This window comes from Variovorax ginsengisoli (assembly GCF_030811835.1).
Taxonomy (GTDB): domain Bacteria; phylum Pseudomonadota; class Gammaproteobacteria; order Burkholderiales; family Burkholderiaceae_C; genus Variovorax; species Variovorax ginsengisoli_C.
Map to the genome: position 1 here is coordinate 76,492 of NZ_JAUSRO010000016.1, position 23,864 is coordinate 100,355.

Annotated in this window: 17 protein-coding genes and 2 pseudogenes; 4 read left to right on the top strand and 15 right to left on the bottom strand. The window is 62.2% G+C overall.

What is annotated here, in order from left to right; translation table 11 throughout:
• Positions 1 to 41: 41 nt before the first annotated feature.
• The 11 genes from J2W36_RS21940 to J2W36_RS21990 form a co-directional block, all read right to left on the bottom strand.
• Entirely contained in the window at positions 42 to 3,221 is a 3,180-nt protein-coding gene (locus tag J2W36_RS21940; protein ID WP_307691898.1) for a type I restriction endonuclease subunit R, read from the bottom strand.
• A 4-nt stretch (positions 3,222 to 3,225) separates the two neighbouring features.
• Positions 3,226 to 4,374, bottom strand: a complete 1,149-nt coding sequence (locus J2W36_RS21945) for a Fic family protein (protein WP_307691899.1) — start codon at positions 4,372 to 4,374, stop codon at positions 3,226 to 3,228.
• Positions 4,375 to 4,469: 95 nt separating this feature from the next.
• Positions 4,470 to 5,417 carry a GIY-YIG nuclease family protein gene (locus J2W36_RS21950; RefSeq protein WP_307691900.1) on the bottom strand — a complete coding sequence of 316 codons (948 nt, stop codon included), beginning with the start codon at positions 5,415 to 5,417 and terminating at the stop codon, positions 4,470 to 4,472.
• Positions 5,418 to 5,442: 25 nt separating this feature from the next.
• Positions 5,443 to 6,759, bottom strand: coding sequence for a restriction endonuclease subunit S domain-containing protein (locus J2W36_RS21955; protein WP_307691901.1), 1,317 nt, complete (start codon positions 6,757 to 6,759; stop codon positions 5,443 to 5,445).
• 7 nt (positions 6,760 to 6,766) lie between these two features.
• Positions 6,767 to 8,326, bottom strand: coding sequence for a type I restriction-modification system subunit M (locus tag J2W36_RS21960; protein ID WP_307691902.1), 1,560 nt, complete (start codon positions 8,324 to 8,326; stop codon positions 6,767 to 6,769).
• 412 nt (positions 8,327 to 8,738) lie between these two features.
• Positions 8,739 to 9,125 (bottom strand): hypothetical protein, encoded by a 387-nt coding sequence (locus J2W36_RS21965; RefSeq protein WP_307691903.1) that lies wholly within the window; start codon positions 9,123 to 9,125, stop codon positions 8,739 to 8,741.
• Positions 9,126 to 9,351: 226 nt separating this feature from the next.
• On the bottom strand, positions 9,352 to 10,158 hold the full coding sequence (locus J2W36_RS21970) for a hypothetical protein (protein WP_307691904.1): 807 nt from the start codon (positions 10,156 to 10,158) through the stop codon (positions 9,352 to 9,354).
• A 730-nt stretch (positions 10,159 to 10,888) separates the two neighbouring features.
• The gene (locus J2W36_RS21975; protein WP_307691905.1) at positions 10,889 to 12,307 is read right to left on the bottom strand and encodes a CsgG/HfaB family protein; all 1,419 of its coding nucleotides are present in this window, start codon (positions 12,305 to 12,307) and stop codon (positions 10,889 to 10,891) included.
• A 35-nt stretch (positions 12,308 to 12,342) separates the two neighbouring features.
• Positions 12,343 to 12,999, bottom strand: coding sequence for a hypothetical protein (locus J2W36_RS21980; RefSeq protein WP_307691906.1), 657 nt, complete (start codon positions 12,997 to 12,999; stop codon positions 12,343 to 12,345).
• 58 nt (positions 13,000 to 13,057) lie between these two features.
• Positions 13,058 to 14,194, bottom strand: a complete 1,137-nt coding sequence (locus J2W36_RS21985; protein ID WP_307691907.1) for a hypothetical protein — start codon at positions 14,192 to 14,194, stop codon at positions 13,058 to 13,060.
• Positions 14,185 to 15,354: a hypothetical protein gene (locus J2W36_RS21990; protein ID WP_307691908.1), complete on the bottom strand. Its 1,170-nt coding sequence runs from the start codon at positions 15,352 to 15,354 to the stop codon at positions 14,185 to 14,187. Before J2W36_RS21990 ends, J2W36_RS21985 begins: the two co-directional genes overlap by 10 nt.
• A gap of 219 nt (positions 15,355 to 15,573) precedes the next feature.
• On the opposite strand from J2W36_RS21990, the pseudogene J2W36_RS21995 reads away from it, so the two are divergent.
• The 4 genes and pseudogenes from J2W36_RS21995 (at position 15,574) to J2W36_RS22010 (ending at position 20,252) form a co-directional block, all read left to right on the top strand.
• Positions 15,574 to 16,669 (top strand): annotated as a pseudogene (locus J2W36_RS21995) (IS5 family transposase).
• Positions 16,670 to 17,355: 686 nt separating this feature from the next.
• Positions 17,356 to 18,135 carry a serine hydrolase domain-containing protein gene (locus J2W36_RS22000; protein WP_307691909.1) on the top strand — a complete coding sequence of 260 codons (780 nt, stop codon included), beginning with the start codon at positions 17,356 to 17,358 and terminating at the stop codon, positions 18,133 to 18,135.
• 137 nt (positions 18,136 to 18,272) lie between these two features.
• A pseudogene (locus tag J2W36_RS22005) lies at positions 18,273 to 18,520 on the top strand (integrase core domain-containing protein); the annotation flags it as partial.
• A 109-nt stretch (positions 18,521 to 18,629) separates the two neighbouring features.
• On the top strand, positions 18,630 to 20,252 hold the full coding sequence (locus tag J2W36_RS22010; protein WP_307691910.1) for a DEAD/DEAH box helicase family protein: 1,623 nt from the start codon (positions 18,630 to 18,632) through the stop codon (positions 20,250 to 20,252).
• Here J2W36_RS22010 and J2W36_RS22015 read toward each other — a convergent pair.
• The 4 genes from J2W36_RS22015 to J2W36_RS22030 form a co-directional block, all read right to left on the bottom strand.
• Positions 20,149 to 20,892 carry a phage late control D family protein gene (locus J2W36_RS22015; protein WP_307691911.1) on the bottom strand — a complete coding sequence of 248 codons (744 nt, stop codon included), beginning with the start codon at positions 20,890 to 20,892 and terminating at the stop codon, positions 20,149 to 20,151. The two genes, J2W36_RS22010 and J2W36_RS22015, sit on opposite strands and share 104 nt — an antisense overlap.
• A 377-nt stretch (positions 20,893 to 21,269) precedes the next feature.
• Positions 21,270 to 21,569, bottom strand: a complete 300-nt coding sequence (locus J2W36_RS22020) for a hypothetical protein (RefSeq protein ID WP_307691912.1) — start codon at positions 21,567 to 21,569, stop codon at positions 21,270 to 21,272.
• Positions 21,570 to 21,626: 57 nt separating this feature from the next.
• The gene (locus J2W36_RS22025) at positions 21,627 to 22,001 is read right to left on the bottom strand and encodes a PDDEXK-like endonuclease domain-containing protein (RefSeq protein WP_307691913.1); all 375 of its coding nucleotides are present in this window, start codon (positions 21,999 to 22,001) and stop codon (positions 21,627 to 21,629) included.
• 25 nt (positions 22,002 to 22,026) lie between these two features.
• Entirely contained in the window at positions 22,027 to 23,757 is a 1,731-nt protein-coding gene (locus tag J2W36_RS22030; RefSeq protein ID WP_307691914.1) for a methyl-accepting chemotaxis protein, read from the bottom strand.
• Positions 23,758 to 23,864: the final 107 nt, after the last annotated feature.

Below are 23,864 nucleotides of genomic sequence, written 5' to 3' on the forward strand. Positions count from 1 at the left end.
GCATGCCGCTTTCCAACGCCGAAATGTATTGCCGTTCGAATCTACGCCCATGCCTCCGCCAGGTTTTCCGCTTGTTTCAGCACCAGCTCGACAGCACCGTCCTGCAGGTCCGGCGGGTACTTGTATTTGCGCAGGATGCGCTTGACCATCAGTCGGAGCTTGGCTCGCACGCTTTCGCGAACCGACCAGTCGACCGACAGGTTCTTTCGCAGACTGTCAGTCAATTCATGGGCGATCTTCTTGAGGGTCTCGTCCGTCAACTCCCTGACTGCCGACTCGTTTTCAGCCAGCGCGTCGTAGAAGCGAACCTCGTCTTCGGTGAGTCCTAGCGTCTCGCCGCGCGCGGCTGCCTCACGGAACTTCTTGGCCATCGCGACCAGTTCTTCCATTACCTGGGCCGTCTCGATCGAACGGTTCTGATACCGGGCGATCACGCTGGCGAGCATCTCCGAGAACTTTCGGTCTTGGACCACGTTGCTCGCAAACCGGCTCTTAATTTCTCCCTGAAGCAGGCGTTCAAGGAGTTCGACAGCGAGATTGCGCTCCGGCAGTGCCTTGACCTGCGCGAGGAACTCGTCGTCGAGGAGACCGATGTTCGGCTTGTCGAGCCCCACAGCGTCGAAGATGTCGACCACGCTCTCTGACACGACTGCCGAGCTGATGATCTGCCGAATGGCGAGTTCACGCTGCTCGTCGGTGCGCTTCTTCGCGGTGAGTTCCTTCTTGGTCAGGATGACCTTCACGCCCTGGAAGAATGCGACTTCCTCACGCACGGCCTTGGCCTCATCGAGCGTGCAGCACAGCGTGAATGCCTTGCTCATTGCCAGTGCCATGTCCGCAAACCGTTTTTTGCCATCCTTGATGCCAAGCACATGGTTGGCCGCGCCCGCGAGGATTCGGTGACCGCCATTGAGGAAGCTGCTGTAGTCGAAGCCGTGCAGCATCGCCTGGAGCGCGTCCAGCTTTTCCATCATCAGGCTGAAGGCTTCGTGCGCATCAACGGTCGGGCGCCCGCGACCCTGCGACTGGGTGTACTCCTTCATCGCCGCCTTCAGCTCATTGCCGATGCCGATGTAGTCGACGACCAACCCGCCTTGCTTGTCCCGGAACACCCGATTCACGCGTGCGATCGCCTGCATCAGGTTGTGACCCTTCATCGGCTTGTCGATGTACAGGGTGTGGACGCACGGGGCATCGAATCCGGTGAGCCACATGTCGCGCACGATCACCAGGCGCAGCGGATCGTCCGGGTTCTTGAAGCGCTTCTCCAAGCGCTTTTTGACCTGCGCGCTGTAGATGTGGGGGCGCAGCAGGGCGCGATCGCTCGCCGAGCCGGTCATGACGATTTTGATGCTTCCCTTTTCCGGGTCGGCATCGTGCCAGTCGGGTCTCAGCTTCACGATCTCGTCGTAAAGGTGAACGCAGATCTCTCGGCTCATCGCCACCACCATCGCCTTGCCGGTCTGTGCCTTGTTTCGCTCCTCAAAATGCGCCACGAGGTCGGCAGCGACACTGGCTACGCGCGGTTCGGCACCCACGATCTTTTCAAGGGCGGCCCACCGGCTTTTGAGTTGAGCCTGGACGCTTTCTTCTTCGTCTTCGGCCAACTCGTCGACCTCATCGTCGAGCACGGCCAGGTCCGCCGGGTCGAGGCTGAGTTTTGCCAGACGAGACTCGTAATAGATCGCGACAGTGGCGCCATCTTCCTTGGCCTGCTGCATGTCGTAGACGTGGATGTAGTCGCCGAACACGGCTCGCGTGTCGCGGTCTTCACCGGACACAGGAGTGCCGGTGAAGGCCACGAACGTGGCATTGGGCAGGGCGTCGCGCAGGTGCTGCGCGTAGCCGACCTGATAGCGCTCAGTTGCGCCGCGGAGGTAGTCGGGCGAAGAGAATGCGACATGGTGCGGGGTAAGCGCACCGTCGCCAGTCGCTTTCGCCGCACTCGTCCTTCGTGTCTTCAGCTTGGCCTCGAATCCGTACTGCGTACGATGCGCTTCATCGGCAATCACCACGATGTTGTGCCGCGCGGAGAGCTCCGGGAAACTGTCTTCGTCCGTCCCAGGCATGAACTTCTGGATGGTCGCGAACACGATGCCGCCTGACGGTCGGTTGGCCAGCAGTGCGCGCAGCTCCTGGCGGGTTCGCGCCTGTACGGGCTGCTCACGCAGCAGGTCCTGCGCCATGCTGAAGACGCCGAAGAGCTGCCCATCCAGATCATTGCGATCGGTGATCACCACGATGGTTGGATTGGCCATGGCGGGTTCCTGCATCACGCGTGCAGCGAAGCACGTCATGGTGATGCTCTTGCCGCTGCCCTGGGTGTGCCACACCACGCCACCCTTGCCATGCACGCCGCTGGGTGCGCCGGGCCTCGATGCCGCAACGACCTGCGCGATCGCCGCCCGCACGGCATGGAACTGGTGATAGCCGGCAATCTTCTTGACCAGCGTGCCGTCATCCTCGAACAGGACGAAGTAGCGCAGGTAGTCGAGGAGGTAGGCTGGCGCAAGAACGCCACGAACCAAGGTCTGCAGCTCATTGAAGTCACCGAGCGGATCGAGTGTGACGCCATCGATGGTGCGCCAGGCCATGAAGCGTTCGCTATTCGCCGAGAGCGAGCCCAGGAGTGCCTCGGTGCCATCGGAGATCACGAGCAACTCGTTGTACTGGAAGATGTCGGGGATCTGCTCCCGGTAGGTCTGGATCTGCTCATATGCCTTCCAGACGTCGGCTTTCTGGTCGGCCGGATTCTTGATCTCCAGCAATGCGAGGGGCAGCCCGTTGACGAACAGCACGATGTCGGGGCGGCGGGTGCGGTGCGCCCCTCGGATGGAGAACTGGTTGACGGCCAGCCACTCGTTCTGCTTGACGTTTGCCCAGTCGATCAGTCGGACGAAATCGCCGCGGGTTTCACCATCGCGTTGGTACTGGACGGGAACGCCCGCGACGAGCAGCTTGTGGAACATGCGGTTGGCCGACAGCAGGACCGGCGTTCCGAGATTCAGCACCTGCTTGAGCGCATCGTCGCGTGCCTGAGCTGGCACCCTTGGGTTGAGGCGGTCAATCGCTTCGCGCAACCGCCCGGCCAGCAACACCTCTCGATGATTTGCGCGTTCTGGTGTCTTGCTGTCGGGGGCGATATCGGGCCCGTAGTGGTGCGTGTAGCCCACATCGATGAGCCATTCGAGAGCTTCTTGTTCGAGCTGGTCTTCGGTCATGGCATCAACCCGTCAGCAGTGCAATGTAGGACTGATAGCTGAAGCTGCGATTTGTCTTCTGCCCGGTCAGTTCCACCACGATGCCCAGTTCTTCGAGCACCTTCACGGCCGCATTGGCAGTGGGAAAACTGGTGTCGAGGCTTTGGCGCACTCGCTCGACGGTGAAGCGCGGCATCAACGGCAAAAGCTCAAACAGTCGATAGCTCGCCGGTCCCGCCTTGGGGGCTGCAAGCAAGCGGCGGCGGTCTGCGGCCACCAGGCTCGCGATGGCGACGATGCCTCGCTCTGCATCGGTGGCGGCCACGGCCACTCCCTCAAGAAAAAAGCTCACCCAGCCCTCCCAGTCTCCCTCCGTGCGCACATTGGAGAGCCGTCGGTAGTATTCGGCCTGGTGCTGCTTCAGGTAGCCGCTGAGATACATCAACGGCTCGGGCAGCAAGGCCCAATGCTCCAGCAGCGCGGCGATCAGCAGGCGACCGATGCGGCCGTTGCCGTCGAGGAATGGGTGGATCGTTTCGAACTGCGCGTGCGCGAGGGCGATCTTTACGAGCGGCGGCAGGCTTGGAGATGCGTCGCTGTGAATGAATCGCTCCAAGTCGGCCAGCAGCCCGGCCACGTGCTCAGGCGGGGGTGGCACGAACACAGCGTTGCCGGGTCTGGTGCCCCCGATCCAGTTCTGTGAGCGCCGCAGGGCACCGGGCTGCTTGCCTGCGCCGCGTGCCCCCTTCAGGAGCAGCGCATGGGCATTGCAAAGCAACCGGACGCTGACAGGCAAGCCCGCTGGGTCGCGCAGGTTGTCTTGCACCAGCCGGAAGGCGCGCAGGTAGTTGGTGACTTCCTCCAGGTCGTCCGTGTTGCCGACGGCGAAGCCCGCCTCTTCGTCGAAGAGGTCGGTCAGCGTGGCCTGTGTGCCCTCGATCTGCGAGGTGAGCAACGCTTCCTTGCGAATGGCGCTGTAGAGCAGCCATTCCACTGAGGGCACCAACCCGGATACGCCGGACAACCTGGCCAGTGCGAGTTCGGCAAGCCGGTTGGGTTCGTCGAACGATCCGGGTGCCAGCGCAGGATCACTGGGCGGCAGCTTGTGCGGTACGAACGCCTGTACCTCCTCGCCGGAGGTGGTGGACGTGGCGAGGGTGCCGGTACGGCGCATGGATGAAAGCGTTGTTGAATCCGTTGCCGCGATATTAAAGCAATCTTTAATCGGAGTGCGCGCGATTCAAGGCGGCTTGCATCGCCTGCGCGGTATCAGCCGGCCGGGTTCGGGGTCATAACGGCTGTCGCAGCGCCGGCCTTTTGTCGCTTGAGCTCGTCGAGCGTCTTGCCTTCGGCGTTTCTCCATTCGATCCAGCCGTTCGAGCTCCTGCCGAGCACCACATCCGCGGCACCGCTGGGCGAACGGAACAGTACATCGCGTGAGAAGACAAAACTGCCGTCGTCCGGCGTCAAATCACCCGCATCGATCAAGCGTTGCCGGTGTTTGCCAGCCGACATCGGGATCATGCTCGCCACGGCTTCTCCGCGGGCGCGCGATCCCTTGAGCACCACCATGCCTTCTTCCGTGTACTGGCCGGTGGCATCGCCGCCTTGAGCACCTGCGCAGCGAAACAACTGAGCGCTGTCCAGCTGCACTTGACTGGTCGGGGCATCGCCGGGGAGTGGCGAGGGCGCGGGGCGCACGGCCAAGGGCTCGAAGACTTGCTGCCCCAACGTGGACACCAGCGTGCGGATCGTGTCGAAGATCTCCTGGCAATCCGCCTCCAGCCAGGCCGGCGTGTGCGGCCGGGTTCCGACCGTGCCGTTCTCCACCGTATAGCGCTGCGCCGCATTCGCCTGCTGGATGCTGCGCCATTCCAGGTACATCGCATGCGTCTGCGTGAGGCTGTGCGTCAGCGAGATCGCCACCAGCGCACGGTTCCAGAACTCGCGCTTGGGGTCGAGGTCGTGCTCGCTCAGCCGCTTGCCAAGCGTCATGGTTTGGCCGACATAGACCGCGAATTGGTCCTTCGCCTCATCGTCGCCGATCAGGTAGTACACCCCGAGCTGGCGCGACTCGGGCATCAGCATGAAGTCCGGGAGCAGCGGGCGGGGTATCTCAATGACCTGGACGATGCTGGTGGTCAGCGCCGCGACCTGGATGCCGCGCGGATCGCCGGTGGGGAGGAAGATCTGGATAGTGCGAGGGCGGGTGGTCATGGCGTTGTGTGGAATAGGCGCGGATTCAGAAACCGCTTGCGCAGACTTCCGCTGCCAACGCATCCGTGTTCTCAGGCAGACGCAGTTGGCCGGAGATCAGGCGGGGTAGGAGCGTGTCGCGGAGGGAGACGAGGGTTTGGGCCGCCGCATCGTTTGCAGCGATGCTTCCTTGAATCGGCTCAACAATATCCCCGAATGCTTGAGCCACATTGCCATCAGACAACACCATTGGGTAGCGCCCCAGAACATCGTTCTGGACGCGCTGACGGCCACTCGTGCCGGACATGCTCTGAATGGCGTACTCCCGAAACGCAGGGTGTCTGCACAGCAAATAGCCAATGTAATCGGGCAGAGGCGCCTTGGGCCGCAACACGATGAACTCAGTTGAACCCCACCCTACTTGGCCTTCGTCGAGAAAGTCGACAAATGCAGACTTGCCGTTTTCGAGGCAAGGCGTGATACGGGCCAACAGGGAATCTCCGTTCCGGAACTTGGCACCTGAGCCCATCGCGCGAGGAATTGGGCGTTCCACGCAATGGCCGCTGGTCGCCAGACTCGCCATGTCTAGATAGGGCGCAATCGTGTTTTTCTTCAAGGCACGCGTGGGATTGATCTCGAATGCGTCGGTCAGCGTCGCAACCCGCCACCCTGTAGGCACCAGCCCCAACGCCGACTCCTCGAACCCATCCGGAAACAGCGCCGCCGTGACCTCATCCATGCCTCCGGGGGCACGACCTTCCATCTTGGCGCGCACGGGGTCGAAATCGACGAACCACGATTTGAACAGCGCTTGGGCGATGGCTTCGAGCGTGGCGTTGGTTTCGCGCAGGAGGGTGATGCGGTCGTTCAGCGCAGCGACCATGCCACCGATACACTCCTGGATGCGCACCTCAGGGAGTCGAAAAGCGAACTGACCAATCTGCTTTGCGCTGATATGTGGAACAGCAGTTCCGGTAGTGACGTTCTGTATGTAATCTGAAAATTCAGGGCTTGCTATGACTGCGGCGAGATAGTCGGCGCGCAAACCATCTTTTGGCCGCAAACAAGCGACCCGCTGAACGAGTAGCGATGGCAAGTCGGCATGCTGCACGCGGGCGAACTTGAGACCCGCCGGAATCCATGGGCGGTCCATTGCGAGAAGAACATCTCCTTCCAACAAGTTGTATACGCTCGCTCCAATGGCCTTCTCCACCGGCAACCTCTTCGCGCCATCCCACCGAACAAAGCCTTGCCCTATGTTGTCACCGCGGAGCAGCCGCACACCATCGGGCGCCTCGGTGTAGTCTGCACTCTTGAATGGAAAGCCCGTCAGTAGCTGAACGTGAGAGCCGAGACTGACCACCGGCCACTCAGAACTCATACCCCAGCCCCCCCAGCTTCTTCCGGATCAGCGCGTCCAGCTCCGCCCCCTTCGCCATCTGCTCACCCAGCGTCTCCGTGAGCTTTTGCATCTTCTCGGCAAAGGCTTCGTCATCGTCCTCGACCGCTTCGGCGCCGACGTAACGGCCAGGGGTGAGCACATGGCCGTGCTGCGCAATCTCTTCGAGCTTCACGCTGCGGCAGAAGCCCGCGATGTCTTCATAGGCAGGCAGTGACGCATCCCCGCGCCACGCAGCCACCGTGTTGGCAATGCGATCGATCACCGCATCGGTGAACTCGCACTGCACGCGGCTGATCATGGTGGCGAGCTTGCGGGCGTCGATGAACAGCACCTCGCCCTTGCGTGCCAGCGCCTTCTTCTTCGCTAGGAACCACAGGCACGCGGGGATCTGCGTGTTGAAGAACAGCTGGCCGGGCAACGCGACCATGACCTCGACCACGTCGTCCTCGACCATGGCGGCGCGGATCTGCGCCTCGCCGTTCTGGCTGCTGCTCATGCTGCCGTTGGCCAGCACGATGCCGGCGCGGCCGGTGTCGGGCTTGAGGTGGTGCAGCATGTGCTGTAGCCAGGCGTAGTTGGCGTTGCCTTGGGGCGGGTCGCCATACACCCAGCGCGCGTCGCCCTCCAAGCTGCCGTGCCACCAGTCGCTGATGTTGAAGGGCGGGTTGGCCAGCACGAAGTCGGCACGGAGGTCCTTGTGCTGATCGTGCACAAAGCTGTCGGCGGGCTCTCTGCCCAGGTCGAAGTCGAGGCCGCGAATCGCCAGGTTCATCGCCGCCAGGCGCCAGGTAGTGGGATTCGCCTCCTGGCCGTAGATGGAGACGTTCCCTGGTTTGCCGCCGTGCGATTCGATGAATTCCTCGCTCTGCACGAACATGCCGCCCGACCCGCAGCAAGGGTCGTACACCTTGCCGTGGTGTGGCGCGAGCACAGAGACGAGCGTCTTGACGATGCTGCGAGGCGTGTAGAACTGGCCGCCACGCTTGCCCTCGGCGTTTGCGAACATGCCGAGGAAGTACTCGTAGACCTGTCCGAGCACGTCGCGGGCGACGGCCGCATCCTGGCCGAAACCGATGGTCGACACCAGATCGATGAGTTCGCCCAGCTTGCCGTCAGGCAACTGGGCACGGGCGTAGCGTTTGTCGAGGATGTTCTTGAGGCTGGCGTTCTCGGTCTCTATGAGCGTGAGCGCGTCGTCGATGCGCTTGCCGATGTCGGTCTGTTTGGCGGCAGCGCGAATGCTCTCCCAACGTGCATCTTCGGATACCCAGAAAACGTTGGCGGCCTTGTAGTAGTCACGATCTTCCAGCTCGGCAGCCAGGTCGTCCGGTGAGGCGTCCGCGAAGTAGTACTCGTCTGCCGGGTCAGCGAAGCGTGTCACCAGTTCGGCGCGACGAGCGGCGAAGGTATCGGAGATGTATTTGACGAAGATGAGGCCGAGGACGAGGTGCTTGTATTCGGCCGCATCCATGTTGGCGCGCAGCTTGTCTGCGGTCGCCCAAAGGGTTTTTTTTATGTCTGCGAGCATGTGTGTGTGAGGTCGATCTGCGGGCGATCTTAGCTGCGTGGCCAGCGGAGACTGCGGCCGGTGTAAGGATGACAGTCGATCTCCCAGAGGGTGGACGACAGCTGATCGAGCGCAGATAATCATGTTGCGAGCCACCGGGATTCGCGGGCGTGAGCCTCCACCCGGGGACGTTTGATCGTAAGTTCATAAGGCCCGCACGAGCGGGCCTTATCCATTCATGCTTCGAGTCCGCGAAAACGCAAACGGCTTCGTATAAGGACATTCGGCCCGGCACGAGGAAAAACGGCGTGAAGGGCCATATGGCTGTCCCTGACGCCAGAGGGGTGTCAAGGTCCACCAAAGCAGACGGTGGATGGTTGCGCTGCCGTATGTACATCGTCGCAACCTCCAACGGCCAAGACCGCTGAACCTGTCAGACGGTGATCAAGGCGATCACCTCGCGACCGTCGATCACAAGCGGTGTGGTCTTCTTCTTGCCGGCGAGTCGTCGGCAGTGACGAACCAGATTCACCTCCGCAGCGCTGAGGTTCAACGGGTTGAGGATCTCATCGATGATCTCCAGCAGCCCCGGCACGGATTCACTGATCGCCAGTCGGAGCACCATCACCGGATCTGCCTCGAGTGCTTTGGCAAGTGCTTTGACGCGGTTGAGTGGCAACCTCATGCTGCCGCGCTTCAAGAGGGGAATGACGTTCGTCGAAGGGAAGCCGATCGCCGCGCTGAGGGTGTCGTCATCCATACCGAGCAGAAGCTGGCGGTGGATGATCAGAAAGGAGATGGTGGTGGGGTTCTTGCTCACGTGGTTGCTTTCTGAGTACTGCAAAAGTGCAGACCTCATATTCATTCGAGCAACTTGGATGCATCGATGGCAACCGTCGGGGAGGTGAGGGGTAAAAGTGGCCGGGCAGTAATATAGACACGGCTTGAGCAGGGAGGGGAAAAATAGTGAGTAATCAATGACTTACTGTCCGTCTGCGTGCCGTGTGCTGCCCCTTTTCGCCATCTGCACCCGTCATCGTCGAGCGCTAAGCCATCCGCCTTTCAAGCGTACGCAGGGCTGACGCCACCTTGCGGTTGGCGAGCGCGTCGCGCTTGAGAACAAAAGACTCCTTGGGCAGCTGTTCACTGGCGCGGGCGAGCGCTTGTCTTGCGGCGCGTCGGCTTGTGTCAGGCGGAAGATTTTCGACATCGGGGGCAAATTTCCCGACCCCAGCGGTTTTCCAAGCACGAACCATCTGCCGCTCCAACTTCTGGGTCTGTGCAGCATCACGGCCTTTCTGGGCCCGGAGCGCCGGTTCTCCGATGAGGCGGAAGTGCTTCGCGAACGCTTTTCTGTACGGGAACGCCTGAAGATCGGTGAGAGTTCGTAGCGCTGGTGCGGTGCTCATCAGGGCAAGGCGACGGAGGGATAGCTCCATCCTGACGCGGTGCTGCTCGAGAGGCAGCGCCTTTCCCTGATCCGCTCGTTTCAGATACGCTTTGGATTGAACGAAGTCGCCTCGGTGGCCGTAGATCAGCTCCTCGTCCGGGCCGGGGAATCGCCTATGGAAGGGCGCTGGAATCTGGCCCGCCGCAGTGAGCGCACCCCGCATGCCATAGCCCCAGTCGGGGGCATCCTCGGGTCTGAAGCGCCCGGCGACTGCCTTGAAGGTCGATTGGAGCAGTGCTTCCCGCGCCGCAAAGGATTTTGCCGCCTTGGGAATCAGGTCGATCGAGATTTCCAAGGCCATGATTTCCAGGTCGGCCAGATCCCGCACAACCCCGCTCACGTCGGCGTGGCTGGGATCGTGAATCGTCAGAAGAAAAGATGTTTTGTCCGCGGGATCTTTCACCCACCTCGCGACCCCGTGGAGCGGCGGAAGCGGAACCTTGACGGGGCAAGAGGCAGTGACGTAGTCAATGCTTGCCCTGCATGTGAGCTGGTCCCAGTCGAATGGGGGCGGCCCTTCGAGGGGCATATTTTAATCTCCGTTTTGATGGACAAGACGCACACGGCGCGTCTTCGGTCGAGTGCCCAGAGCGTATCTGACGTTTGCGGTGCCCCGGGCTCCAAGGCGCCAGGACGTATTGATCCCTTCCCACGGATCTAGGCGGCCGTCGGACTTGAGCCTTTCAGCAAGACGATCCAACCGAGTTCGCGGCCTTTTTCTGACGACACCAAGGCGATCTCGCGTCGAGGACGATCCAGGGCGCCTACGCGGCACATAGGCGCCCCTGACAGCCTGGTGGGCGCACCTGGGGCCCCTTCAAACGGTGCGCAGCACCTGCATCCGCCTGGTGTTCCAGGCCATGGCCACGAGGCTCCACTCGCCTTAAGCCTTGCGCAGCCCGCGCATGCTCATCTGGCGCCAGCCCATCATCCTGTACCGGTTTTTGCCGGCTTGCGTGGACAGCCGGTGCAGCATGGTGGCGACCAGCTCCGTCATGTACGACGTGCTTCACAGCAGCAGAACGCCTAGTTTCCGGAGGCGCTGGGTTACATTGGAGCCTCGGCCAGTCGCCCCCTCAGCCGGATTGAGCTCCGTGCGGCGGGCGGCCGACGGGTCAGCGCCGCGCAGGACATCACCACTTTTCGTCGTTCTTCGACGGCGCGGCCGGCGTCGCGACAGGTGCCGCTGTCCGACGCGTCTGTCCAGGCATTGGTGTCGTCGATGCGAGCGTGGCCGTGCCGCCGGCAGCCGGCATATCCGTCGCAGCAGACACCTTGGTAACCGCCACACCCTTGAGCGCGTCACGCAATTGCAGGGCCCCGGCAGGCAACTGGTCGAGGTTCGCGCGCACGTTTTCGAGTCGACCATACGAAAGATTCGGCGTCACGCGTTCGATCACCAGTTCGCAGCAAGGCGACTCGACGCGACCGAGGCTCTGGCCCGTCTGCGGATCCTTCATCTCGGCCCCCATCGTGACCATCGCGTAGCGCGCGCCCTCCTTGAGTGCCTGCCCGCCTTGGCTGAGCACCACGTTGGCCCCGTCCCGCGAGACGACCGTCACCGGGAAGGTCCGCCGCAGCACCGAAGTCACCACTTGGTTGACCAGGTCGGTGCTCATGTCCTCCAGCACCTTGCCGCCGTCCACGCCGCGCCCGAGCGTGGTGGCTTCGGTCGACGGTACCGTGCCGCGCAGGGCGTCCGATGCCATCACCTGTCGTGTCGCCACGTTCACCAGCTTCTCGGTCAGCGCCCACCCGCCCGAATAGCTCACCAGCTCGCGCTCGCTCGTCTTGAGCTGGCGTGCATGCCGGTTGTAGGCCAGGTTGCTCACCCGGCCGCTCCAGACGAGGTCCGCGCTCGCGGCCTGCGACAGCTTGGCGAGTTCGGCGCTGGGCGCCTGGCCCGACGAGATCATGTCGAGTTCACCCTGGATGTCGGGGCTGAATTCCCGGTCGAGCACTGCAAAGCGCCCGGTCTGCACAAGCGCGTCGCTGATGCGCTGGCGCAGGGTCGCTGCGACTTCCGCCGAGGACACCGAGCGGTCGCCCATTGGAACGCTGGCACTGTCGAACCGTATCTGGCCGATTACCAGCTTGACCTTCTGCATTTCTGCGGAGGGCTGGAACTTCGCGATCTGGGCCTCGATGGTCGCCTTGTACTGCTGGCCGCCGAGCACGCCAGGTTCCTTCATCTCGACCAGCTTGAAGTTCTGGATGACGCCGCCGGAGCGCTGCGTCACGGCGTCGGCGAACGCGCTGCCGCGCAGCGAGGCAGCGTCCTGGCCGAGGCTGACGTCAAGGCCGAACTTGACGCTGACGCTGGCGGATTGCACCGCGGCGCCATTCACCTGAAGAATGGCCAGCTTCATCGCTTCCGCCACCGCCTCGCCCGGCGATGCGCCGTAGCCTTGCGCAGTGGTCTGCACGTTCGAGAGTTTGCCGACATCGGGCGCCGGCGCCGCGACGCTCATCGGGGTGGGCGCAGGAGCCGCTTTTTCAGGCTCGGCCTTGTTGCAGCCAGCCAGCAGCGCCGCCGCAGCGACGGCGGTCATACAGAAGAGTTGACGCATGGGTTGTGAGCCGACGTTCAAAGGGCCTTGAGCGCGTCGTTGGCGTCGGTCGGCACCGGGATGTCCTGGCTTTGCGCGAACGCGATCGCGTTTTGCAGCGCGCCGCCGACGTTGGACATCGAACCGGGGAAGTTGGAGACGATGTAGACCGCCGACTGCAGCTTAGGCAGTTGCATCGGCGAGGCGCTCTTCAGGCTCGAGCCCATGGTCGACACGTTCTTGCCCACGGCCACCAGTTTGGTGGTGCCGGTGCCCAGGAGCACGAGGCCCTTCGAATACAACGCCTTCGAATTGGCGTCCAGCACCGGCTTCTTCGCCATTTCGGCGGCCACGGCGCTGGTCGACGCGGCGACCGCCTTGTTCGACTCTTCCAGCGAATCCTTGGTGGCGCCTTCGGTCAGCGATGCCGAGGTCGCGGCGGAGGTGGCGGCCGCCGTCTTGAGGCCCAGTGCCTCTGCCATCAGGCTGTTGGCATTCAGCACGTCCTTGTTCGCCGCCACGTAGCCGCGCACCAGCGAATCCTGCTGACCTGTGAGGTCACCGGCCGACGCGCCGCCGCCGCCGACCAGACCCTTCATGCCAGAAACGGACGGCATGGAGAACTGTGCCTGCGCTGCGGTGCCGGCACCGAGAGCGAGGACGGCGGAAGCGATGGTGATCTGGAACTTGTTCATTGTTTTGTCTTTCGAGAGTTATGCGAATGGTTTTGGAAGATGGGAGGGCGCGCTCGGCTTACTGGATGCCCTTGGCCGTCAATTGGCTGGTGAGTTCCCGCGCCGCGTTGTTGGCGGCCTGCGTGAGGGCGCTGCCACGTGCGGTCGATTCGTCAGGGCCCACGCCGGCGTACTGGACCGGGCCGACGGCCGCCTGGGTCGAGGGGATGGCTTTGGAAACGTTGTAAACCTTCGCATTGACAGTCACGCCGACGCGCACCAGTCCCGTGACCGGGTCCTTGCCAGCCGGGGCAACGTCCAGCGTACCGAGGGCGACGTAAGGCACGCCCGCCGTGCGCATACCGGCGGCGATGGACTGCAGGGTGGCCGACTTCAGGTCGTTGCCGGTCTGGTAGTCCTCTTCGACCTTCGCCACCGAGAAGCGGCCACCGGTGGCCGGTTCGGCCATGCCCGCTTCGATGACTTCGAAGCCGGCGCGCGCGAACATGCCGGTGAAGACGACGTTCAGGTTGGCGCTCGGGTAGAGGCGATAGGTCGCCTCGCTCGCACGCGTGACCGTGCTGCCGCCCGTCTCGATGCTGCGGCTGCGGTTCGCGGAGAAGTCGGCCGTCGCGGAGGTCGATTCGTTGGTGCTGATCTGGTTGCCGCGAATCGACTCGCCCTCGGTGCCCTTGGCAGTGCTCACGCCGCGTGCATTGACACTGACGTTTTGGTCGACGCGCTTGTAGACGCGATCGTCGAAGGACTTGACCGAAGCCACCTCGCGCGACACGAAGACGAAGACCAGCTGCGATTTCTCGGCAGCCCCCGCCTTGGCGACGGCGGAGTTCGACTTCACCAGGTTGCGCAGGTTGGCCACGTTCAGCGAGACGCGAACGGCGACCGTGTACTGGCGCTTGTCGGGCGTGTCTTCTTCGCCCAGCACGGTGGATTCGAGGATGTACCGGTCGGGGTTCGCAAGGATTTTCTCCCGCACGACATCGAAGTTCTCGCTCTCCGACTCGCCGGCTTCGGCGTAGTAGAAGTCGATGGCCTTGAGCTGCGCCGCCTGCGTGGCCTTGGCCTTGTCGTCGGCCGATACCGACCGGCCCTGATAGGTGACCGATGCCTTGCCGCGGGCCTGCTGGACCTGGGCCACCGAAGCGACAGCGAAGCACGCCAGGAAGACGGCCATGAGTGAGCGAGCTATTTGCATTGGGAAATCAGGATGTTGGTTTTCAGGATTTGCGCTTCGATGTCGGGCGCTGCGGCTGCTGCTTTCACCCAACCCATGTCTTTGGTCGCGACCGCCGTCGCCAACCGCGTGAACAGGCCGTTCCACGAGTCGTAGTACGCCGGGAAGTCATCGACGTAGGTCTGCGTGGCTGGGACGACCTTGGTCTCGCCGTTCTTCAACGCTGTGGAAAGGTACGCCGTGCCCATCAGAGGCTGCTCGATCTTCATCGTGGCGTAGGTACCGTAGACGAAGCTGTCGCCGGCCGCGACGGAGCCGAACTTCACCTTCTTGATGCCGGTGAGGTCCACCGAGATCGTGTAGTCGGGCTCGGGCAGTTTCAGGCTGAAGACCGTGCCGTCGGACACGCGGATGGCGAACACGTTGCCCACGGCGTAGCCCTGCGAATAGGGAATCAGCGGAACGCCGGCGCGGGTCGAGATCGCCTCGCTCACCATGTCCGCGGCCCATGTCTCGGCCATGCCCGGTTCGCTCTTGAGGTACGGCGGCAGGCTGGCCAAGACGCTCGAGTCCAGGCTGACCTTGGAGACCTTGAGCAGGCGCGGCACCTGCGCCGGGAGGGTCGCACCTGCCAGCACGTTGGCGTAGCGCGCGAAGATTCCCGGCTTGTTCGCCGCGCCCTCGTAGACCGCCTGCACCCGCCTGAGGATCTCGGCCGGTGTCGGATCGCGATCGAAGACGTCGATGTACGCGAAGCTCAGCGGATACGAACGGACGACGGTCATGCTTTTGAAATCGAAGAACATGGCCTGTGCGCGGATCAGCACGAACAGCTTGCGCAGGTTGCCGAAGTTCTCGACCGAAACGGTTTCCGAGTTCACCACTAGCGAGGTCACGATCGCCTGGTCACGCCCCTTGAGCTCATCGATCATGCCGGGGGCAACGGTGAGATGGCGCGGTGGGGCGGCGGCGATATTCGCCTGAATGCGTGCGTACGCACGGTCACCCGCTTGCTGAAGCCCCTTCTCGTAGGCGCGCGAGTATGGAAAGCGCTGATCCAGGCTGGCTGCGTCGCCCGAGAATGCCAGACCGGCCAACGTTACCTGCGTCTCCTGCGCCTGCACGATGGTCGGAAAGGAGAAGACATGCGCACAGAGGACGCCGGCGGCGAAGGCTCGCAAGGAAAAACTCAAAATGTCCCCCAATCGGTCCGCCACGGCGGCGGCGATGTGCCAGTCGTCGCGAGTCAGCAATTGTTGTTTTCAAAAGTTTCAGAATGTATCAGATTAGAGATCTGAGGATCTCGCCATTCCCTAGCAGGCTGCTGAAATACCTCTTTCGAAAGTCCGCCGTAAGTGGGTGCGCAGCGTTGTCTTTGCAGACTCACGGAACCCTCTGCGATGCGCGGCGCTGACACCTTCACCGAGAGCCTGTTCGCGATGCGCCGCCTGGAGGACTTCGTGCCTGCGGATCACCCGCTGCGCCCGATCCGGGCGATGGTCAACGAAGCGCTGCGCAAGGATGGCCTGTTCGCCGGCATGTACGAGGCCAACGTCAAGGGTGGACGCCCGAGCATCGCGCCGGAGAAGCTCTTGCGCGCGATGCTCTTGCAGATCCTGTTCAGCGTGCGCTCGGAGCGCCAGCTCATGGAGCAGACGCAATACAACATGCTGTTTCGCTGGTTCATTGGCCTGGCGATGGACGACGCGGTGTGGGTGCCGACGGTGTTCAGCAAGAACCGCCAGCGCCTGATCGAGCACGATGCGGTGGTCGCCTTCTTCAATGAAGTGCTGGAGACGGCACAGGACAGGGACTGGTTGTCGGGTGAGCATTTCAGCGTCGATGGCACGCTGATCCAGGCCTGGGCCGGGCACAAGAGCTTCGTTCGCAAGGACGGAGACGACGACGGCGACAGGGGCGGGGACTTCAAGGGGCAGCGACGCAGCAACGAGACGCACGAGTCGAAGACCGATCCCGATTCGAAGCTGTACCGCAAGGGCAAGACGGCCAGCGAGCTTCGCTACATGGGGCACACGCTCACCGACAACCGTCACGGCCTGGTCGTCAACGCAATGGTCACGCAGGCCGATGGCTTTATCGAACTTGAAGCGGCCAAGACCATGATCAGGGACGCACGACAAGCCACCGCGAGCCCGGATGAGGAGGTCACGCTCGGTGCCGACAAGGGGCTATGACGCGGCCGAGTTCATCGAGGCGCTGCATCGAATGAAGGTCACACCGCATGTGGCGCAGAACAAGTCGGGGCGTCGCTCGGCGGTGGCCGACGAGATCGCGCAGAGCCAGGGCTATGCGATCTCGCAGCGCAAGCGCAAGCTCATCGAGCACGGCTTCGGCTGGGCCAAATTCGATGGCCCCATCCGGCAGGTGATGGTGCGCGGCATCCAGAAGGTCGATCAGTTGTTCGTGCTGACGATGGCCGCCTACAACTTGGTGCGCATGCGGACCTTGGCAGAGGTCCGTCCGTTGGCCGCGTAGCGTGCCGGTGAGAGTCCCAAAACGCACCTCAAAAGCGCGAAAACAGGCATGGCAGCGGACTTGGGACGCCGAAATTACAAGAATGCCATCTTCAGTGCGCCGGGCGCCCTCGGCGTGCCTGGTACTTCAGCAGCCTGCTAGAGGCAAAGCCGCCGGTTGCCAACGATGCGGCAGCGGCGAACGGCTCAAGCTGGCGCGTTGAGTTGGCAGTCTCGTCAGCACCTCTTTGAGGCAAGCGTGCGGGCGACCGGCCCGCTATGCTTCTCCACCCGGTTGTTGACCGTTCGAATATCTCCGCTGTCGATGTAGTCAACCCCTGCAGTTGGCCCGCTGCGGTGCTACGCAGGGGTACTCCAAAATCTCACCCGTGCGACCGCCGGGGATCGTAAAATCTGAAGGTGATCAACGACTTGTGCGCGCGGGCAAACTATGGGTTCGATTCCCTTCACCCGCTCCATTTCTCCTAAATCGTTGATTTATAACGATTTTCAGGTGGTGTCGAACTCGCACCGATGCTCAAACCCTGAAGAGCGCCTCCGCGCAGCAAGCCTTCAAACACCGCCGTGCAGGCACGCGCTTCGAGCACTTCTGCGTGCGGGAAGTGGCCGGATATCCCGTTTGACAGGAAGGCGCGGTTGAGGCAGCGGGCTGGACTCCCGCTTTCGGGCCACAAGCAGACCTTGACGATGCGTCATCTACTCGTGCCGCTGCTTACCTATCTCCCGCAAGGCTATGTGCATCGGCAGAACCCGTTGGACGATCGGGCCGAGTCAAAAACTGATCTGGTGAGTGACCCTCGAATCGGCCAGGTCACGACACGCATGGTTTTAAACCACACGACGGGGTTGCCCAATTGGTCAAAGGCGCCGCTGCACTTTGACGCTGACCCCGGAGCGACGTGGCAATACTCTGGTGAAGGCTACATGCTTTTGCAGCGCGCGGTTGAAATGGTCACGGGGCAGTCGCTGGACGCTTTCATGCGTTCGCAAGTCTTCGAGCCACTGTCTATGCAAAGCAGTGCCTACACTTGGGGTGCAAATTCCGTCGGAACGCTCGTTCCGACGATGGCTTCCGATGGGACGAAGAGAAAGCTCAAGCCCTTTGCCGTTCCAGTCGTGCCGACGTCGCTCTATACGAGCGCCCCCGACTACGGCCGCTTCGTGGTAGCCCTGCTCAATGACAGAGCCGCGCTCGAAAAGATCACTGCTTCGCCGGTCACGGTGTCTCGGCAACTGGACCTGCAATGGGGACTGGGGTGGGCGATTGAACGCGCGGATGACGGGCCGTTCATCTGGCATTGGGGAAATAATCTGGGCTATCGATCCTTCGTCATGGCGTCTGTGCGAACCGGTGACGGCTTCGTCATGTTCACGGACAGCGACGATGACATGGCTCTCGCCGAGCCCATTGCGCAGGCCATGCTTGCCGGCAAGCACAAGCTCTTCGACTTCGCAATGCTGCACTGATGCGACTGATCGCAACGATGCGGCAGCGGCGAATGGATCAAGCTGGTGCGTTGAGTTGGCAGTCTCGTCAGCACCTCTTTGAGGTAAGAGCGGGGGGGGGGGGGCGGCCCGCTCTGATTCTCCATCCGGAGGATGCCCCGCTGGTTATGCGCACCGACAACGGCCCGAAGTTCACCCGTCGCGCCTTCATGGGGTGCAGATCCACGGTATCTGCTACCACCTGACCGAGCCGGGACGGCCCATGCAGAACGGCTACATCGAAAGCTTCAACGGCAAGCTCAGGGACGAGCGCCTGAACGAGCAGTGGTTCGAGACGCTGCGGCAGGCCCGCTCGGCCATCACGCATCTGGCGACGCAGTTCGATCCATCTCGACGACTGCCGCCACCGAGATCAACTACAGTAAAGCAGATGAACTGCGAAGACGAACTGCGAAGACGATCAGTGCATAGCGCAGTAAAGAAAGAAGATAGATCATAAAAGGCAGGGAGTCTTGATGGAGCAAGAGAATATCGTCCGTTTCTGGCATGCAGTTGAATTGCTTCAGCCGCAATCGGCACCCAAGCTCAAGAAGCGCAGCAACGCCTATGGGGCATTCCTTCACGACACGCCTATCACGCGTCCCATCCCGCCGTGGTCAGTCGATAGCATCGTCAGCAAGCAGGCGTTGCCCAACAAGCGTGTATGGAGCCACACGCTTTATGCCCATCTGTATGACAGCCGGCTCATCGCCGACACGCTCAAGAACATGTATGGCGCCGACCAAGGCTACCGCGAGCCACAGCGTCGGGAGTCGGCGTTGTTCGCCGCAAAGTTCGACATGGCCGGACAACTGGTCGAGAACAGTTTCGTGCTTTCCAGCGAGGCCTGGTTCCTTGGGCGGGCATTGACGGGAAAGGACTGGACCTGCGGATTCGAGGACGATGAGCGGGTCGCCGCTGAGCAGGCACAAACGCGGCTCGATGCCCAAGTCTCCGGCGATGCCTTGCGTGACCTCACCCTGTGGGTGCTGCAGTACCTCGGCGTCGCGGACCTCTTTGCTCCTGTGGATCACGCGTTTCTGCGTTTCCGCTCCCAACCCGTCAAACCCAACAAACCCGAATCGGAAGACGATCCGCTCAACAGCTTTCTGCTCGAAGACTTGGCCACCGTTGCCGACAGCCTTGGCAAGGGGGAGAAGAGCGAAGCGCTAAACCAGTACCTGTGCCGCCACGATCCGCAAGCGCGTTTGCATATCGACACTGAAGCCGCTTCTCTATCGCTGATCGATCGACTGATGCCAGAGGCCTATGCCGACAGTTGCTGGCCTTCCGAGCGGCACCTGGGACTTGTCCATTCACAGCAACTGGCCGTGAACACCATCCTGTCCACCCTTGCCGATGGGCAAGGGTTGTTGGGAGTCAATGGCCCGCCGGGCACGGGCAAGACGACTCTATTGCGCGACCTGATCGCCGCCATCGTCACTGGCCGGGCGGACGTGCTTGCCACGCTGCGCCGCGCATCCGACGGCTTCGCCAGAAACTCGCGCGAAGCCTGCAACGATGGCGGCAAGGAGCAGGTAGCCTACAAGCTCAATGCTTCGCTGTACGGCTTCGAGATCGTGGTCGCTTCGTCCAACAACGGTGCGGTGGAGAACGTGACGCTCGAACTGCCCCAGCGCGACAAGATCGACGAAAGCTGGCTGCCGGACGCGGAGTACTTCGCCGACCTGGGCGAACTCATCACCGAAAAGCCAGCTTGGGGGCTGATTTCTGGTGCGCTGGGTAGCAAGGCGCGGCGCAGCAAATTCGTGGAACGCTATTTCTACGGGCAGCGTCCCTTTTCCAGTAAGGACAAGGCGGAAGCGGAGGTCAACGGTGACGGTGAGCCCGACGAGGACGGTGTGAGTGTCGTGGATGCTCCATTCTCCAGTCCGGCCGCTGCGGCTGACACCAAGGGAGACGAAGCTCGGCCGCAGCACAAGCAAGTGCCGCAGCCGCAAGGCCTGATGGCATGGCTCGGCACCCACAGCCAGCTCAACAAGGAGCGCACGCCAGAAGAACGCCAGACCTTACGTGGTATTCCACGGTGCGGTAGGCCTCGCTGTCGGTGGGGCGCCAGCCGGCCATGGCGTCGATGAGGACGAGGCGGTGTTTGCCATCGCTGTGCTCAAAGAAATAGTTGACCCCCCATTCTTCGGTGACCCTGCAGAAAAATTCGAAGTCCGATTCGTTGTACTGAACCTGAAAGTCTCGCGCCGGATACTGGGCGAACAGTATCTTGTGGACTGGGAAGGCATAGGCGCCCAGCAGCTCGTCCAGGATGTCAATGGCGCTTTTGTTCTGGTAGATCTTGGTGCTGGTGCGCTTGGTGGCCAGATGTAGCCAGGGGCGCAGGGTGAGGCGGTATTGAGAATGACGACCCTCTTCACCCCAGTATTCGGCCTTGCTGATCAGGGCATTGATTTGGCGGGCACCGGTGCCGATGCGGTCGACCGAAGTGCCGACCGTGCCGGGCAGGAATTCTCCGGCGCCGTCCAGGGCAATGGAGCAGGAGATTTCTCGCCCGACGAAATCGTCGATGTTGAAATTGGCGCCCTCGCTGGCATCGGCATTGAGCGCGTCTGACGTTTTGAGCAGCAGTTCGTACTCAAATAGGGAGTTGACGCCCTCGGTGCCAGACAGACGCACGGGGGTGAGTGCGGGTCGGCCCAGGTGCTGCTCGATGGCGGTGGATTGGACCGAAAGTGTGCGCTCCGGCGCATCGAAGAATGCAGGCATGTGACTCCTCCGCTGATCCCGCAATGCTGCGGTTGTTTTGGGGGCATTATGTCGGGCCACTTGCTTTGATGGGGGTGCCCCAGTGACGGTGGGGCCGGCAACAATCGGCGAGTTGTGAACTGCTGCTCATACCGAGCAGAAATTTGATGAAGAGCTTCAGGACAAGCCCGTCTTCACGAAGCCCTGGCGCACCCGTTGCAGCGACAACACCGCCTGCAGTGCAATATTTCGAAACTCATCTGTGGCTTCGATGGAGCTCCGATAACCTTGCGGGAGCTTCTGCGGCATTGCCTCACTTGATCAGCGTCGCTGACGTTGATAGAAATATCCCGACGGCCCAACTTCGAGGTGTTCGATCATTGGCTGCCCCGTTCGTTTTATGTGCTCGACGGCAAGGAGCGCACAACATTTTCCAGACGTGTCCGGCTGGCTACTCGTAGCTGTTGGAGCCCGAGCCTGCGCGCCATTGCTTGATAGAGCCCTTCGCCTTGGATGCCTTGTGTGATGACGGCGCGAGCGAGCGTCGATAGTTCCTGGAGACTGATCTCATCGACTGCTCGCAAGCTGTCCTCGTCGGCGCGCCTGCGCAAGGGAGGCTCTGCCGTAGGATCAAGAGGCTCGGGCCAGTAGAAAGCGATCAGGATGAGCGCCTGCGACAGCTTCAGCGGTATCGACATGAGCTGGTGCTGCTGAGACCTGGCGAGCAAAGACTTCTTCGACTTGCTGTAATCGAGCTATCGCCGGTACTTCCGGTGTGATCGGGTCCGCATCCTGGATTGGAGCCCCGTTCCTTCGTCCAGCTTCGTTGATGCCATGGCTTGCGCAATGGCCGCTTGTGCCAGGCGTCCGGCCTCGGCTTCGCGCTCTACTTCTTCGGTACGCCGCTCGCGTTGCGTTGTGAGCAACGCTTGCAGCCGGGCATCCAGCCTGTCGAGCGTGCCAGTGGAATCGATCCACCAGTTGGTGGACCAAACTCGCACGATTTCCCATCTCAGGCCACGCAGGATCTGCTCGCGCAACTTGTCGCGATCGCGTGCTGTGGCGCCGCGGTCGTGACCCGCTGCCGATCGCATGCCGCAAAACCAGAAGATCGCGTCGCTGTGGGGCACGACACAAGCCAATGCGCGACCAGCGTCAGAACGTCGCCCACTCGTCGCTGGGTAAGGCCGGGGATGTCATGGGTCTGGACGCCGGCTTGTGGGGCGCCGCCGCTTCGGGCGCGGCAGCCGCAACGAGCTTCAAGTTGCGCGACTGTGCACGGGTGACGTGCGCGACCCGCATCGGCACGGCGGTTTCGTTTGGCGCGGGGGCGTCGGCATAGGCCTGCTCTGCCAGCTTGAAGACGCTGACCGTTTGCACCAAGCTGTGCGCCTGCTCCTGCAGAGAGCTCGCCGCAGCGGCGGCTTCTTCCACCAGTGCTGCGTTCTGCTGTGTGACTTGGTCCATCTGCGTGATGGCCTGGTTGATCTGTTCGATGCCGGTGGTCTGTTCCTGGCTGGCTGCCGTGATCTCGCCCATGATGTCGGTCACACGCTGAACGCTGTCGACGATCTGCCCCATGGTCCGGCCCGCTTCGTCGACCAGCGCCGTGCCCGCGTTCACATTGCCCACCGACGTGTCGATCAGGCCCTTGATTTCCTTGGCCGCCGCTGCCGACCGCTGCGCGAGGTTGCGCACCTCCGACGCCACCACCGCGAAGCCACGGCCCTGTTCGCCGGCGCGCGCGGCTTCCACCGCCGCGTTCAGCGCGAGGATGTTGGTCTGGAAGGCGATGCCATCGATCACCGAGATGATGTCGACGATCTTCTTGGAGGACCCGTCGATGGCCGTCATCGTGTTCACCACTTGGCTTACGATACTTCCGCCCCTGACGGCAATGTCCGACGCAGAGGCCGACAGCTGGTTGGCTTGGCGTGCGTTCTCGGCATTCTGCTTGACGGTGGAGGTCAGCTCTTCCATGGAAGCGGCCGTTTGCTCCAGGGAGCTGGCCTGTTCCTCAGTGCGCGAGGACAGGTCCTGATTGCCTGCCGCGATTTCACGTGAGGCTGTGGCAATGGTGTGGGTGCCGTTGCGTACCACGCTCACAACCGCCGCAAGGCTCTCCTGCATCTTGCCCAGTGCCTCCAGCAGCTGGCCGGTTTCGTCACTGGCCTGGGCGGTGACTGCCGACCGCAGGTCACCACTGGCGACCGTTTGTGCAAAGGCCAACGCTTCGCGCAGTGGTTGCGTGATGCCTTGCGTCAACCACCAGGCCACCGCGGCACCAATGGCGAGCGCCACCGACGCCAGGGCAATGAGCGTCCAACAGGCGGATTGGTAAAGCGAATTGATGTCCTTCGCGCTTTGGTCGATCACCGATTTCTGATGCTCGAGCATGGCCGACACGCTGGCTTCATACGTGGCCAGGGCAGGCACCAGCTTGCCGGAGGTCAATGCCTTGGCTTCTACCAGCTGATTGGCCTCCTTGAGCTTCAGGATGCTGGTACGCAGGGCGATATAGGCCGTGCGCTTGGCCTGGATGTCCGCGCTCAGCGCTTTTTCCTCTGGCGTGTCCAGCATGGCTTCGAGCCGCTTCTGTGTTTCGGAGATGGCATTGCTCGTGCTGCTCATTTCCTTTTGGAGGAGTGCCTGGACGTCGGCGTCATTGGATGCGACCAAACTGAAGGTCCTGACGCTGTTCTTGCCGGTATCCTTCAGCCAGAGGGCCGCAAGGCGCTCCTTGACGAGGGCGCGATCCGTGATCAGGTCGGCCGATTGATTCAGCCGTTGCATGCCCACAATGCCGAGTACCGCCATCACGGCGGCGAGCGCGAGCACCAACGCAAAGCCGATGCCCAGGCGCGTACCAATTTTCCAGTTCTTCATATCGGTCTCAATATCGTTATCACGGGGGCGTTTGCGTTGTCAGCAACGAGCGATCGCTCCGGCGGTCGGATGAATGATGCGCACCGCGTCCAAGGGGTGTGTAGCGC

Excerpts from the sequence above, each read along its gene's own strand:
- J2W36_RS21940 (WP_307691898.1), bottom strand. The coding sequence starts at position 3,221 with ATGACCGAAGACCAGCTCGAACAAGAAGCTCTCGAATGGCTCATCGAT.
- J2W36_RS21945 (WP_307691899.1), bottom strand. The coding sequence starts at position 4,374 with ATGCGCCGTACCGGCACCCTCGCCACGTCCACCACCTCCGGCGAGGAG.
- J2W36_RS21950 (WP_307691900.1), bottom strand. The coding sequence starts at position 5,417 with ATGACCACCCGCCCTCGCACTATCCAGATCTTCCTCCCCACCGGCGAT.
- J2W36_RS21960 (WP_307691902.1), bottom strand. The coding sequence starts at position 8,326 with ATGCTCGCAGACATAAAAAAAACCCTTTGGGCGACCGCAGACAAGCTG.
- J2W36_RS21975 (WP_307691905.1), bottom strand. The coding sequence starts at position 12,307 with ATGACCGCCGTCGCTGCGGCGGCGCTGCTGGCTGGCTGCAACAAGGCC.
- J2W36_RS21980 (WP_307691906.1), bottom strand. The coding sequence starts at position 12,999 with ATGAACAAGTTCCAGATCACCATCGCTTCCGCCGTCCTCGCTCTCGGT.
- J2W36_RS21985 (WP_307691907.1), bottom strand. The coding sequence starts at position 14,194 with ATGCAAATAGCTCGCTCACTCATGGCCGTCTTCCTGGCGTGCTTCGCT.
- J2W36_RS22000 (WP_307691909.1), top strand. The coding sequence starts at position 17,356 with ATGCGTCATCTACTCGTGCCGCTGCTTACCTATCTCCCGCAAGGCTAT.
- J2W36_RS22010 (WP_307691910.1), top strand. The coding sequence starts at position 18,630 with ATGGAGCAAGAGAATATCGTCCGTTTCTGGCATGCAGTTGAATTGCTT.
- J2W36_RS22015 (WP_307691911.1), bottom strand. The coding sequence starts at position 20,892 with ATGCCTGCATTCTTCGATGCGCCGGAGCGCACACTTTCGGTCCAATCC.
- J2W36_RS22020 (WP_307691912.1), bottom strand. The coding sequence starts at position 21,569 with ATGTCGATACCGCTGAAGCTGTCGCAGGCGCTCATCCTGATCGCTTTC.
- J2W36_RS22030 (WP_307691914.1), bottom strand. The coding sequence starts at position 23,757 with ATGAAGAACTGGAAAATTGGTACGCGCCTGGGCATCGGCTTTGCGTTG.